7 protein-coding genes are annotated in these 13,002 nt (G+C 67.2%); 1 reads left to right on the top strand and 6 read right to left on the bottom strand.

Annotated features, from left to right (window positions below):
• Positions 1-49 precede the first annotated feature (49 nt).
• Positions 50-3,643 (bottom strand): trifunctional transcriptional regulator/proline dehydrogenase/L-glutamate gamma-semialdehyde dehydrogenase, encoded by a 3,594-nt coding sequence (gene putA / locus V2B31_RS08225; protein ID WP_328277291.1) that lies wholly within the window; start codon positions 3,641-3,643, stop codon positions 50-52.
• Positions 3,644-3,741: 98 nt separating this feature from the next.
• On the opposite strand from putA, the gene V2B31_RS08220 reads away from it, so the two are divergent.
• Positions 3,742-4,224, top strand: a complete 483-nt coding sequence (locus V2B31_RS08220; protein ID WP_328277289.1) for an Lrp/AsnC family transcriptional regulator — start codon at positions 3,742-3,744, stop codon at positions 4,222-4,224.
• 87 nt (positions 4,225-4,311) lie between these two features.
• On the opposite strand, the gene V2B31_RS08215 is transcribed toward V2B31_RS08220, so the two are convergent.
• The 5 genes from V2B31_RS08215 to V2B31_RS08195 form a co-directional block, all read right to left on the bottom strand.
• Complete coding sequence (locus V2B31_RS08215) at positions 4,312-5,535, bottom strand: SGNH/GDSL hydrolase family protein (RefSeq protein WP_328277287.1); 1,224 nt, start codon at positions 5,533-5,535, stop codon at positions 4,312-4,314.
• Between the two features lie 236 nt (positions 5,536-5,771).
• Complete coding sequence (locus V2B31_RS08210; RefSeq protein WP_328277286.1) at positions 5,772-8,678, bottom strand: TonB-dependent receptor; 2,907 nt, start codon at positions 8,676-8,678, stop codon at positions 5,772-5,774.
• Positions 8,679-8,801: 123 nt separating this feature from the next.
• A complete protein-coding gene (locus V2B31_RS08205; RefSeq protein ID WP_328277285.1) occupies positions 8,802-10,286 on the bottom strand; it encodes a mannitol dehydrogenase family protein in 1,485 nt (494 codons plus the stop codon).
• On the bottom strand, positions 10,283-11,698 hold the full coding sequence (uxaC, locus tag V2B31_RS08200) for a glucuronate isomerase (protein ID WP_328277284.1): 1,416 nt from the start codon (positions 11,696-11,698) through the stop codon (positions 10,283-10,285). The genes V2B31_RS08205 and uxaC overlap by 4 nt, the downstream gene beginning before the upstream one ends.
• Positions 11,695-12,975 carry an MFS transporter gene (locus V2B31_RS08195; RefSeq protein WP_328277283.1) on the bottom strand — a complete coding sequence of 427 codons (1,281 nt, stop codon included), beginning with the start codon at positions 12,973-12,975 and terminating at the stop codon, positions 11,695-11,697. The genes uxaC and V2B31_RS08195 overlap by 4 nt, the downstream gene beginning before the upstream one ends.
• Positions 12,976-13,002 lie beyond the last annotated feature (27 nt).

Below are 13,002 nucleotides of genomic sequence, written 5' to 3'. Positions count from 1 at the left end.
GGTGGTGGCGATGCGATTCAGACGCTGGGCATGGAGTTGATTGTCCAGCCTAGCCGATCATCATGAGGCTGGCGTTGCCGCCCGCCGCCGTGGTGTTGATCGAGGTCGATCGTTCCTCCAGCAGCCAGTCGAGGCAATAGCCCTGCGCGTCGGCGTGGACCGAGACGAGCGGGCCGGGCAGATCGGCGACCGCCTGCATCGTGGCAACAATCCGGTCCGCATCGCCCTCGACCAGCGCGGCAGCGTAGGGGCCGGCGGGGATGCTGCTGAAGCAGGCGGCGACTTCCGGCGGCAGGCCGGGCGGCGGGGTCATGCCGTCCACCATGGCGATATTTCCCGTCGCGAGCACTGCTGCCATCTGGCGGAACAGGCCCTGGCGGGTGGTGGGACGCAGCAGGATGCGGCCGCGCGGATGCAGCGCATACAGGTTGCGCTCGCCCACCGGGCCGGGCAGCGTCAGCTCGACACCGAGCGCGGAGGCGTCACCCATGCGCCGGGCCTCCGCCGCAGCGGCGCCCTCCCCCTGCGCGTCGAGCCAGTCGGCAAAGGCGCTGAGCGGCGAGCGGAGATGGCTGACCCGCGCGGCGAACAGCGGCGGATCAGTCACCAGCCGGCCGAGATAGAGCGGCCCGCCCGCTTTCGGCCCGGTACCCGACAGGCCGCAGCCGCCGAAGGGCTGAACCCCCACGATCGCGCCGATGACGTTGCGGTTGACGTAAATGTTGCCGACCTTCACACGGTCGGTCACGCGCGCGATGGTTTCGTCGAGGCGGGTGTGGAGGCCGAACGTCAGGCCGTAGCCGGTGGCGTTGATGGCGTCGACCAGCGCGTCCATCCGCTCGCGGCGGAAGCGCAGGACGTGCAGCACCGGGCCGAATATCTCGCGATCGAGGTCGGCGATGCTGTCGATCTCGATAATGGTGGGGGGCACGAAGGTGCCATGCGCGGCTTGGGGCGGGAGCGGGCTTTGGTCGATCCGGCGGCCGAGCGCCTCCATTGCGGCGATGTGCCGGTTGATGCCGTCGCGCGCCTCCGCGCTGATGACCGGACCGATATCGACCTTCAGCGCGTCGGTGCGGCCGATGCGGAGTTCGGCGAGCGCGCCCTTCAGCATCGTGAGCGTGCGACCCGCAATTTCCTCCTGAAGGCAGAGGATGCGAAGCGCCGAGCAGCGCTGGCCGGCGCTGTCGAAGGCGGAGGCGATAACGTCCGCCACCACCTGTTCGGCAAGCGCGCTGCTGTCCACGATCATCGCGTTCTGGCCGCCGGTTTCGGCGATCAGCGGGATCGGCTTGCCGGCGGGCGAGAGGCGGGTGGCGAGTTGCTTCTGGATGAGGCGGGCGACCTCGGTCGAGCCGGTGAACATCACCGCCTGCGTTTCCGGCGCGGCGACGAGGGCCGCGCCGATGCGGCCATCACCGGGGATCAGGTGCAGGGCGTCGGCTGGGACGCCCGCTTCGTGCAGCAGGCGCACCGCTTCGGCGGCGATCAGCGGGGTTTCCTCGGCGGGCTTGGCGAGGACGGCGTTGCCCGCGACCAAAGCAGCGGCGACCTGTCCGGTGAAGATCGCCAGCGGGAAATTCCAGGGCGAGATGCAGGTGACGACGCCCAAGGGCCGCTGCGCCGGGCCGAAGGTGGCGCGGGCCTGGGCGGCGTAATAGCGCAGGAAGTCGATCGCTTCGCGCACTTCGGCGATGGCGTTGGGGAGGGATTTGCCGGCTTCGCGGACGACGAGGCCGAGGAGGACCGGCATGCGCGCCTGCATCGCGTCGGCGGCGCGATCGAGCGCGGCGGCGCGATCGGCGATGGGCACATCGGCCCAGCGCGCGGCGGCGGCGCGGGCGGCGGCGGCATGGGCCTGTTCGGGCGAGGCTTCGGCGACATGGCCGACGATGTCGCGATGATCGGCGGGGTTGAGGACGGGGCGAGACTCCCCTGCCCCGCCTGCCGGCGCGGCGGTCCATGTCAGCGTCGCGCTATAGCGAAGGGATTCACCGAGGTCGGCTAGCGTCGCTTCGTTGCTGAGGTCGAGGCCCGCGGAGTTGCGGCGGTCGGGATAAAGGTCGGCGGGCAGCGCGATCTGGTCATGCTGATCGCCGGGATGCGGCATGGCGCGGACGATCTCGGCCGGGTCGGCGACGAGGTCCGCGATGGACACTTCGGGATCGGCGATGCGGTTGACGAAGCTGGAGTTCGCGCCATTTTCCAGCAGGCGGCGGACCAGATAGGCGAGCAAAGTCTCATGCGTGCCGACCGGCGCATAGATGCGGCAGGGGCGGTCCAGCTTTTCCGCGCCGACCACCTGCTCGTAGAGCGGCTCGCCCATGCCGTGCAGGCATTGGAACTCATAGTCGCCGACTGCGAAATCGGGGCCGGCGAGATGATGGATGGTCGCGAGCGTCTGGGCATTATGGGTGGCGAATTGCGGAAAGACCGCGTCGCGCGCGCCTAGCAGCTTCTGCGCGCAGGCAATGTAAGCGATGTCGGTGTGGAGCTTGCGGGTATAGACCGGGAAGCCTTCGAGCCCGTCGACCTGCGCGCGCTTGATCTCCGCATCCCAATAGGCGCCCTTGACCAGGCGGACCATGATGCGGCGGTTCGCGCGGCGAGCAAGGTCCACGATCCAGTCGATGACGAAGGGGCAGCGCTTGCCATAGGCCTGCACCACGAAGCCGAGGCCGTTCCAGCCGGCGAGATCGGGGTGAAGCGCGAGGCTTTCAAGCAGGTCGAGCGAGAGTTCGAGCCGGTCGGCTTCTTCGGCGTCGATGTTGAAGCCGATGTCATAGCCTTTGGCGAGCGCGGCGAGTTTTTTGACGGCGGGGAGCAGTTCGCTCATGACGCGACCGGCCTGCGCACGGCTGTAGCGGGGGTGGAGGGCGGAGAGCTTGATCGAGATTCCGGGGCCGGCATAGATGCCGCGACCGCCGGACGCTTTGCCGATCGCGTGGATGGCGTTCTCATAATCGGCATAATAGCGCGCGGCGTCGGCGGCGGTGGTCGCGGCCTCGCCCAGCATGTCATAGCTGTAGGAAAAGCCCTTCGCTTCCATGTCGCGGGCGCGCTTGAGCGCTTCGCCGATCGTCTCGCCGGTGACGAACTGTTCGCCCATCATCCGCATGGCGAGATCGACGCCGCGCCGGATGACCGGCTCGCCCGCGCGGGCGACGAGGCGGGTGAGCGCGGCGGTGAGGCCGCGATCATCGACGCTGCCGACCAGCTTGCCGGTGACGACGAGGCCCCAGGTGGCGGCGTTGACGAAGAGCGACTTGTCGCCACCCAGATGCGATCCCCAGTCGCCGTCGGCGATCTTGTCGCGGATGAGCGCGTCGCGGGTGGCGGTGTCCGGGATGCGGAGCAGCGCTTCGGCAAGGCACATGAGCGCCACGCCCTCCTGGCTGGAGAGCGCATATTCCTGCACCAGTCCTTCCACGCCGCTGCCCTTGCGGTTGGCGCGAAGCGTGGTGACGAGGCTGGTGGCGGTTTCGGCGATCGCCGCGCGAACCTTGGCCGGCAGGCTGGCGGAGCGGATCAGCGGGGCCATCGCCGCCGCCTCGTCTCGGCGATAGGCAGCGGTGATCGCGGCGCGCAGCGGGGTGGGCTGGCGGATGGCGGGGGCGAAGGCGGCGAAAGGCTGGTCGGTCATGCCCCTAGTATAAGCCAGGAGCGAGTGGCGTTCCGACTTATTGCGATATGTAAGGGAGGCGAAATGACTTATTCTTATACCCATGCTAGGCAGAGCGGATGGATAAAGCGCCCGATCTCGATGAATATGACCGCCGCATCATTGCCGCGCTGGTGGAGGACGGGCGCATGACCGTCACCGATCTGGCGGCAGCGGTGGGGCTGTCCAAGACGCCCTGTCAGGTGCGGCTGCGGCGCTTGCAGGACAGTGGGGTGATCCGCGGCTTTCGCGCGATCGTCGATCCGGCGAAGATGGGCATGGATCATGTCGCCTTCACCGAGGTGAAGCTGAGCGACACGCGCGAGGCGGCGCTGGAGGAATTCAACGCGGCGGTGCGGCGCATCCCCGAGGTCGAGGAATGCCATATGCTGGCGAGCAATTTCGACTATCTGCTGAAGGTTCGGACGGCCGACATCCGCCGCTATCGCGCGGTGCTGGGCGAGAAGATCAGCGCCCTGCCCCATGTCGCGAGCACATCGACCTTCGTCGCGATGGAGACGGTGCTGGAGGCGGGGAGCCGGCGGGTGCGGGGCGGGAAATAGCGACGTCCGTTCGTTTCGAGCGAAGTCGAGAAACGGGTGAGGCAGCGCTTTCCGTTTCTCGACAGGCTCGAAACGAACGGAGGTTTGTTAGTCGAACAGGCCGAGCGGGATCGCGTCGCCCATCGCGTTGTAGCCGGCCGGCGATGGGTGGAGAGCGTCGCCGACATCATAGGCGGGCAGCAGCCGGTCGGGGCGTGCGGGGTCGCGGGTGATGCGGTCGAAATCCACCACGGCGTCGAAATGGCCGGGTTCGCGGATCCAGGCGTTGACCGCCTGCCGATCGGCCTCATTCTGCGCGTCGGCGTGATAATAGTCGTTGCCGACGAAGGGCATGATGGTCGCGCCGATGACCTTGATGCCCTTCGCGCGGGCGCGGGCGATGATCTGGCGGTAGGCGCCGATGATGCGGGCGACATGGGCTTCATGCGCTTCTTTGCTAACGGGAGCCTCGCGGGTCAGGGTGCCGAGATCGTTGATGCCTTCGAGCAGGATGAGGTGGGTGACGCCGGGCTGGCCGAGCACGTCGCGGTCGAGGCGGGCGAGCGCGTTGGGGCCAAGGCCGTCGTCCAGCAGCCGGTTGCCGCCGATCCCTTGATTGACGATCGCGACGCCGCGCCGCTTGCGGTCGGCCTGGAGCCGCTGCGCGAGGCGATCGGTCCAGCGGTCATTGCCGTTGGTGGTGGAGCCGCGCCCGTCGGTGATGGAGTCGCCGAGCGCGACGATCAGTTTTGCCGGAGCGCACCGCTCGACCTCCAGCCCCGACAGGTGGAACCAGTGGTCGAAATGGCCCGCGTCGGCCATGGTGGCGTCGGCCAGATGATCGCCGGGCAGATGCCAGGATGTCGCGCGCGATCCGGGGTGCGAGGTCTGTTCTGGTTCGCCGTCATAGCGGATCGAGACGGCGATGTTCGCCAGCGCCGCGACCGGCATCGCGACCGGATCGGAGAGATAATCCGCGCCGGGCGGGACGATCACGTCCGCCTTGCCGTCGAAGCGGAGCGGGATGAGGCTGGCGGGGTCGATGGCGGGCGATGCGCTGCCCAGCGCCCGCGCGATGCTGGCGCCGGCGATGCGCAGCGGCTGGACGCCCGCGAGATTGGAGACGCGGACGCGCAGCCGGTCGCCTGCTACCGAAGGCCGGATGATCTGGCGAAGCGTCTGGTCCTTGAGCGTGCCGGGGGGCAGGACGGCGTCGTTGACCGGCTTATATTGCGCAGACGCCCAAGCGGCGACCCATGTTGGGGCGCAATGCTTCGCCTGCGCGGGCGCGGCGGCGAGGAGGGCCAGGGGCAGGAAGAGCAACGATCGCATAGCGGTTCCCGAGTGGAAGGGGCTTGTGCCGTTAATAGAGACTGCCGCCCTGTTCCCCGGCGAAGGCCGGGGTCCAGTTCAGGCCGTGGAACTGGACCCCGGCCTTCGCCGGGGAACAGCATCGTTCCCTTCAACGACGTTTGTATTCAACAGGTTCGACCCCAAGGGGCTTTCTGTCCAGACAGAAAAAGGGCCGGCGTTGCGGCCGGCCCTTCAAGGTGTCCTCAGGGGGAGGATCAGAAGTTCGCCCGGATGCCGGCCAGAACCTGGCGGCCGGGGTAGAAGATCGAATAGGGCGCGTTGTCGTAGGCGAAGATGGTGCGGATCGGCTCGTTGGTGATGTTGAGCACGTCCACCGTCAGGCGCAGCGCCTTGTTGAAGAAGGGCAGCTGATAGCCGGCCGACAGATCGAGCTGGCCGCGCGCATCATTGCCGAGGAACGCGCTGCTGATGCCGTTCTGCGGTCCGTTCTGGCCGATCGACTTGTCGTTCCAGACATAGTTCAGGCTGACCGACAGGCCGTGATTTTCGTAGAAGCCCTGAAGATTGTAGGACCATTTCGGCACGCCGGTCGCGACGAGACCCGATGCCGACGACTGCTTCAAATAGGTGCCGTTGGCCGAGAAGCCTAGGCCCTTCACCAGGAAGTCGAGCGGCTGCACCCAGGTCGCTTCGACGCCCTGGATCTTGAGCGACTGAAGATTGACCGGACGGTTGACCGTGATCGGCAGGTTCTCGACCGCGAGTCCCGTGGCGCGGGCGCGGTCGTTGAGCGCATTCTGCTGGGTCGACTGGAGGCTGGCGAAGGGGATGTTCAACGATCCGAACGTCACCTGGCTCTGCTGCGTCAGCGTGAAGCCCTGGATATTCTTCTGGAAGCCGGTTACGCCGATATAGCCGATGCCGCCGGTATAATATTCGCCGCCGATGTCGAGATTGTTCGACGTGAAGGGCTGAAGGTCCGGGTTGCCGGCGGACGCGACCAGCGCCGACGGATCGGAGAAGGTGATGCCCGGCAGGATGTTGCCCGCTTCCGGCCGCGTCATCGTCCGCGAGGCGGAGAAGCGCAGCTTGAGATTGTCCATCGCGCTCCAGGTGACGTTCAGAGCGGGCAGGAAATTCTCATAGGTCGAGTTGGCGACGATATCGACGATGGTCGTGCCGACCTGGCTTGGACCTATGACATTCTGCTTCGTGCGGGCGTAGCGCATACCGGCGTTCACATCGAGGTCGCGGCCGAGCAGCGTGGTGCGCCCGTTGACCTCGAAATAGGCGCCCCAGACCTTTTCATCGACATCGCCGGTCGCGCCGCCGGTGACCGCGCCGCGCGCTTCGGGGGCGTTGTCGCGGAACTGGTTGTAGTTGGTCGCGTCGATGATCTTCTGGAAGTCCGGCACGACGAAGGCGGTGTAGCCGACATTGCGGTTCGCCAGATGGCCGAAATTATCGACCGGGAAGGGCAGCAGATATTGCGGCACCTGCGCATTGGTGATGGTGCCGGTCTGGCCCGCGCAGCTCGCGCCGCATACCGTCAGCTGATAGGCCGAGCTATTGTCGAAGGCGCGCACGAAGCGCTTGGCGCGGTCATAGGCAGCGCCGACCTTGAAGTTCAGATAGTCGTCGCCATAGACGAGGTCGAGATGCGCGCCCTGCGTTTCGGTGCGGCGGCGGACATTCTGGACATTCTGGCGATACCATTGCCAGCCGGCCGCCGGGCTGTTGAGATCGATATTGGTCGTGATCTGCGGATAATAACCGTCCGTGTTGTCATAATAGACGTCCACGCCCGACTGCGGCGTCGTCTGGAACGCCCAGGTCGGCTGCTCGCGGAAGAAGCGGCTCTTCGACATGTTGAGATTGGCGACGACCTTGAGCTTGTCGGTCGGCTGCCACGTCACGCTGGGGTTGATGTTCCAGAAATGGGTGGTCTGCTTGAAGCGGCTCGCCTCCAGAAAGAAGGAGGAGTTGGCGAAGGTGCCGCTGGTGACGACATTGTTTTCGTCCACGGTGAGGTCGATCGGGATCATGCCGCCGGTCGACTGCGGGCTGGTGCCGGGGCCGGAATTGCGGACCTGCCAGTTCATGTTGACGCGGGTGAAGTCGCGGGTGGACTTGGCCCAGATGCCGTCGATCGCGAAGTGCAGCGCATCGCTCGGGCGCCATTCGACCGAGGCGAGCGCCGAGATGCGCGAGCGGTCGCCGGTGGTGAGCGCATTGCGGGCGAGGCGCGGGATCAGCGCGGTGCTGAGTTGGTCGCGGGTCAGGCCCGAGGTCGCGACGACATCGACCGGCTGGCCGGCGACAAGGCCATGGCCGGCATTGCGGGGAACGACCGAGGCCCAGGTGAAATTATTGCCGCCCGGATCGCCCGCGCCCAGATTGCCGTCGGTCCAGCCGACCGTGTCGAAGCCGTCGACGCGGGTCTTGGTCTTGACGCCGGCGACGCCGAGCAGGATGCCGAACGTGTCGGTGGTGTGGCTGGCGACCAGCGCGCCGCGCGGGCTGACCTTGTCATTGGTGTCGGTATATTGGCCCTGCGCGACCACGGTGACATGGGTGCCGGGCTTGTCGAAGGGGCGCGCGTTGCGGAGGTTGACGGTGCCGGCGATGCCGCCCTCGATCGTCGATGCCGTCGCCGACTTGGCGAGATCGAGCCGGGTGAACAGTTCGGACGGGAAGAAGTCGAGATCGACTTCGCGGTTGCCGCCGCCGCCGCCGGTGGTGCCGCCGTCCGACGCGACCGCGATCTGCGATCCGTTCAGCAGCACCTTCGAGAAGCTGGGACCAAGGCCGCGAATCGCGACCTGCGTGCCTTCGCCGGTGATGTCGCGGTTGAGGCGGACGCCCGGCATCCGGTTCAGCGTTTCGGCAAGGTTGGTGGCGGGCAGCTTGCCGATATCCTCGGCAAAGATCGCGTCGCCGAAAGCGACGGCGTTCTTCTTGGCATTGGTCGCGCTTTGCAGCGAGCCGCGAATGCCGGTGACGACGATGTCAGCGACTTCCTCCTCGGGTGCGGCGGCCGATTGGGGCGCTGCATCCTGCGGAGCGGCGTCCTGCGCCATGGTGACCTGAGACAGGCCGAGCGAACCCAGGGCGGACGCCGCAAACAGGGCGGCGCGAAAGGCGTGAATCTGAGCAGACATGGAAAAACCCTCTCCGAACCAGCGCACAGGGCTTTGTTGCAAGCCGACTGTTACCGCTATCAGTAGTTTGGGAATAACGCCATTTAGTGCTTTGTCAACAATTGTGCGTGAAAAATGGTAGCGTTACATTTTTCTGTGACAATCCTGCCGCAGGGCACCAAGCGCGGCCAGCGCGCCCTGCTGTTCGAGGATCGTCAGCCAGTGAGCGAGCGTGTCGCGCAAGCCGCTGTTATCGGCCAGTCCCGGCGGGACGACCGGGGCGAAGCCGAGGATCGCGTCCACCCGCTCGGCGGCGGTCCAGGCGGGCGCGAGCCGCTGCACGATCGGGCCGGCAAGCGGGTCATCGACCATGTGAGTCGCGCCCCGATCATCGCGCCCCGCCTGCCAGCGTATCCAGGCCGCGACCGCCAGCGCCAGCGCGGCGATCCCCTGCCCGCGCGCCAACCGATCGGCGATGGGCGCGAGCAGGCGCTGGGGCAGCTTCTGCGATCCGTCCATTGCGATCTGGCGCGTGCGGTGGCGCAGGGTCGGATTGTCGAACCGGGCCATGAGTGCGCGGCGATAGGCGGCGATGTCGAGTTCAGGGGGTGGCGAAAGCGTCGTTTGCGCCTCGTCCCAGAGCGCTTCGACAAAGTGGCGCGCGTTGGGCAGCGCCAGCACCTCATGGACATGGGCGATGCCGGCGAGGCCGCCCAGATAGGCGATGCCGCTATGCGCGCCGTTGAGCAGGCGCAGCTTGGCTTCCTCCCAGGGCGCGACAGCGGCGGTCAGTTGAACGCCGGGACCGAAATCGGGGCGCGGGCCGCAGAAGCGGTCCTCTATCACCCATTGGGCGAAAGGTTCGGTCTTGACCATCGCCCGGTCCTCGACGCCGAACCGCGATGCGAGGGCCGCGATATCCTCATCGGTCGTGGCGGGCACGATGCGGTCGACCATCGTCTGCGGGAAAGCGCCTTCGGCCGCAATCCAGTCGGCCAGCGCGGCGTCATGGCGGCGGGCGAGCGCGATCACGGAGTCGCGCAGCCGCGCACCATTGTGCGGCAGATTGTCGCAGCTGATCGCGGTGAAGGGGGGCAGGCCGGCGGCGCGGCGGCGGGCGAGCGCGGCGACGATGAAGCCGGGGGCGGTCCGGGGCCGGTCGAGCGCGGCGAGGTCGGCGGCGAGCTGCGGATCATCCGCGATCAGCGCGCCGGTGGCGGGATCGAGCTTATAGCCCTTCTCGGTCACGGTCAGCGTCACGATATGGGTGTCGGGCGAGGCCATCGCGGCGATCAGCGCTTCGGGCTCTTCGGGCGCGACGATGACTTGGCGGACCGCACCGATGATGCGCGCCTGCTCGGCCGCGCCGTCGCGCACGAGCATCGTGTAGAGACCATCCTGCGGTGCCATCTGGTCGCGCACGGCGGGCGAGCGGAGCGAGGCGGCGACGATGCCCCAGCGCAGGTCGCCCGCATTCAGCGCATCGTCGAAAAAGGCCGCCTGATGCGCGCGGTGGAAGGCGCCGATGCCCAGATGGACGACGCCGCAGCGGACGGCGGCGCGGTCATAGCCGGGGCGGATCACATCGTCCGGCAGGTCCGCCAGCGTGGCGGCCGACAGTCTTTTCACAGCTTATAGGCTTTCTTCACCAGATCGTAGCTGAGCGCATGGGCAAGGTCATGGGCCTCGTCCTCCTCCAGCCGATGCTCGGCGACGAGGCGCGCGAGAAAGGCGCAATCCATGCGGCGCGCGACATCGTGCCGCGCCGGGATAGACAGGAAGGCGCGGGTGTCGTCGTTGAAGCCGACCGTGTTGTAGAAACCAGCGGTCTCGGTCGCGCGCTCGCGGAAGCGGCGCATCCCTTCGGGGCTGTCATGGAACCACCAGGGCGGGCCGAGCCGAAGCGCTGGATAATGACCCGCGAGCGGGGCGAGTTCGCGCGAATAGACGTCCTCGTCCAGGGTGAAGAGGATGAGGGTGAGGCGCCGATCGTTGCCGTAAAGGTCGAGCAAGGGCTTCAATGCCTGCACGAATTCGCCGGAAAGCGGGATGTCGCCGCCCTTGTCGCGGCCGAAGCGAGCGAGCACGGCGGCATTGTGGCTGCGATGGACGCCGGGGTGGAGCTGCATCACCATGCCGTCCTCGATCGACATGCGCGCCATTTCGGTCAGCATATGGCCGCGGAACAGGCGGGCGTCGGCGGCGCTCACCGGGCCGCTGATCGCGCGCACGTAGAGCGCCTCGATCTCGGCGGGGGGAAGGTGGGCGGTGAAGGCGTCGGGATGGCCGTGATCGGTCGAGGTCGCGCCGGCCGCGCGGAAATCGGCGCGGCGCTTCTCATGCGCGCGCAGATAGGCGGCGAAGCTGCCGGCATCCTCGCCCGCCATGGCGCAGAAGGCGCGGACGCGCTCCGGGAAGCCGGCGATGTCGGGGTCCATTACAGGGTCCGGGCGATAGGCGGTGACCACCCTCCCCGCCCAGCCCGATGCGCGGATTGCGCGATGATGGTCGAGCGGGTCGAGCGGGCCTTCGGTGGTGGCGATGACTTCGATGTTGAAGCGATCGAACAAAGCGCGCGGGCGGAAGGCGTTGGTCTTGAGCGCGGCGTCGATGATGACGTAATAATGGTCCGCCGTCGCCGGCTCCAGCCGCACGTCGATACCGAACGCTTCCGCGAACACCCAGTCGAGCCACAGGCGCGAAGGCGTGCCCCGGAACAGGTGGTAATGAGCGGCGAAGCGGTGCCAGATGGCGCGCGGGTCGGTCTCGGTCGAGCTGCCGTCTATGGTCGGCACGCCCAGCTCCTCCAGCTTCACCCCCTGGCTGTAGAGCATCCGGAACACATAATGGTCCGGCACGATCAGCAGCTCGGCCGGGTTTGCGAAGGGCTGGTCGTAGGCGAACCAGCGCGGGTCGGTGTGGCCGTGCGGGCTGACGATCGGCAAATCCTTGACCGTGGCGTAGAGCGCGCGGGCGATGGCGCGGGTGGTGGGATCGGACGGGAACAGGCGATCGGGATGGAGACGCAAAGGCGTGGTCATGCGGCGCTTTCGGCAAGGGGTATCGCCACCGGCTGATAGCGGGGCAGGAGAAGATGAATGACGGCGAGCGCGACCAGATAGGCGACCGACGCGACGGCGAAGATCGGACCGTAGCTGCCGATCGTTTCGAGGATGACGCCGGCGAATTTCGCCATCAGCATGCCGCCGACCGCGCCGGAGAGGCCGCCCAGGCCCACCACCGATCCCGCCATCCAGCGCGGAAAGACATCGCCCGGCAGCGCATAGAGATTGGCCGAGAAGCCCTGATGCCCGGCGCAGGCGAGGCCGATCAGGCCGACCGCGACCCACATCGACGGCGCGCTCGTCGCAAAGGCGATCGGCACGGCGCAGAGCGCGGCGAGCAGCATCGCGCTCTTGCGGGCGCGGTTGACGCTCCAGCCCCGGCCCATGAGGCGCGAGGAGGTCCAGCCGCCGGCGATCGAACCGACATCCGCCAGCAGATAGACGGCGATCAGCGGCGGACCGAAGTCCAGCATCTTGACGCCATATTGCTTGTTGAAGAAATCCGGCAGCCAGAAGAGGAAGGTCCACCAGACCGGGTCGATCAGGAAGCGACCGAGCATATAGGCCCAGGTCTGGCGATGGCGGAACAGCGTGGCCCATTTGACCGGGCGCTGGGGTTCGACGGGATCAGTCTCGATCCACGCCAGTTCTTCGGGCGTCAGGCTCTTCTTCTCGCGCGGGCGGCGGTAGAAAGCGAGCCAGGCGGCGAGCCAGACGAGAGTCAGCAGGCCAGTGAGGATGAAGGCCCAGCGCCAGCCGAGCGACACCGCGATGATCGGCACGATCAGCGGCGTCAGAATCGCGCCGACATTCGACCCGGCGTTGAAGATGCCGATCGCGAAGGCGCGCTCCTTCTTGGGGAACCATTCGTTGGTGGCGGCGATGGCGGCGGGGAAGGTTCCCGCCTCCCCGATGGCCAGCGGGATGCGGGCGAGCAGCATTCCGGCGGTCGAGGTGAAGAAAATGTGCGCGACGTGGCCGATCGTCCACAGCGTCACCGCAAGCGCATAGCCCGCCCGCGCGCCGATCCGGTCGATCAGCCGGCCGAAAAAGACATAGGCGATGCCGTAACCCGCCTGGAACCAGATGGCGAGATCGGCATAGCCGCTCTCGCTCCAGCCATAGCGCGCCTGCAGATCGGGCTTCAGCGTCGGCAGCACGAGGCGATCGACATAGCTCAGCACCACCGCCGCGAAGAGCAGGCCGCAGACGATCCAGCGGATTTTGCCGGAGGGTTTGGGGATGGTAGTCATTGCAAACCCACTCTTGTCATTCCCGCG

It is taken from the genome of Sphingobium sp. (genome assembly GCF_036170395.1).
In the GTDB taxonomy this organism is placed as follows: Bacteria; Pseudomonadota; Alphaproteobacteria; order Sphingomonadales; family Sphingomonadaceae; genus Sphingobium.
Note: the sequence above shows the minus strand (reverse complement) of the source record. Positions and strands in the feature narration are given on the sequence as shown.

Bases quoted from the DNA above. Each gene is read 5' to 3' on its own strand.
- V2B31_RS08220 (WP_328277289.1), top strand. From the start codon at position 3,742: ATGGATAAAGCGCCCGATCTCGATGAATATGACCGCCGCATCATTGCC.
- V2B31_RS08210 (WP_328277286.1), bottom strand. From the start codon at position 8,678: ATGTCTGCTCAGATTCACGCCTTTCGCGCCGCCCTGTTTGCGGCGTCC.
- V2B31_RS08215 (WP_328277287.1), bottom strand. From the start codon at position 5,535: ATGCGATCGTTGCTCTTCCTGCCCCTGGCCCTCCTCGCCGCCGCGCCC.
- uxaC (WP_328277284.1), bottom strand. From the start codon at position 11,698: ATGACCACGCCTTTGCGTCTCCATCCCGATCGCCTGTTCCCGTCCGAT.
- putA (WP_328277291.1), bottom strand. From the start codon at position 3,643: ATGACCGACCAGCCTTTCGCCGCCTTCGCCCCCGCCATCCGCCAGCCC.
- V2B31_RS08195 (WP_328277283.1), bottom strand. From the start codon at position 12,975: ATGACTACCATCCCCAAACCCTCCGGCAAAATCCGCTGGATCGTCTGC.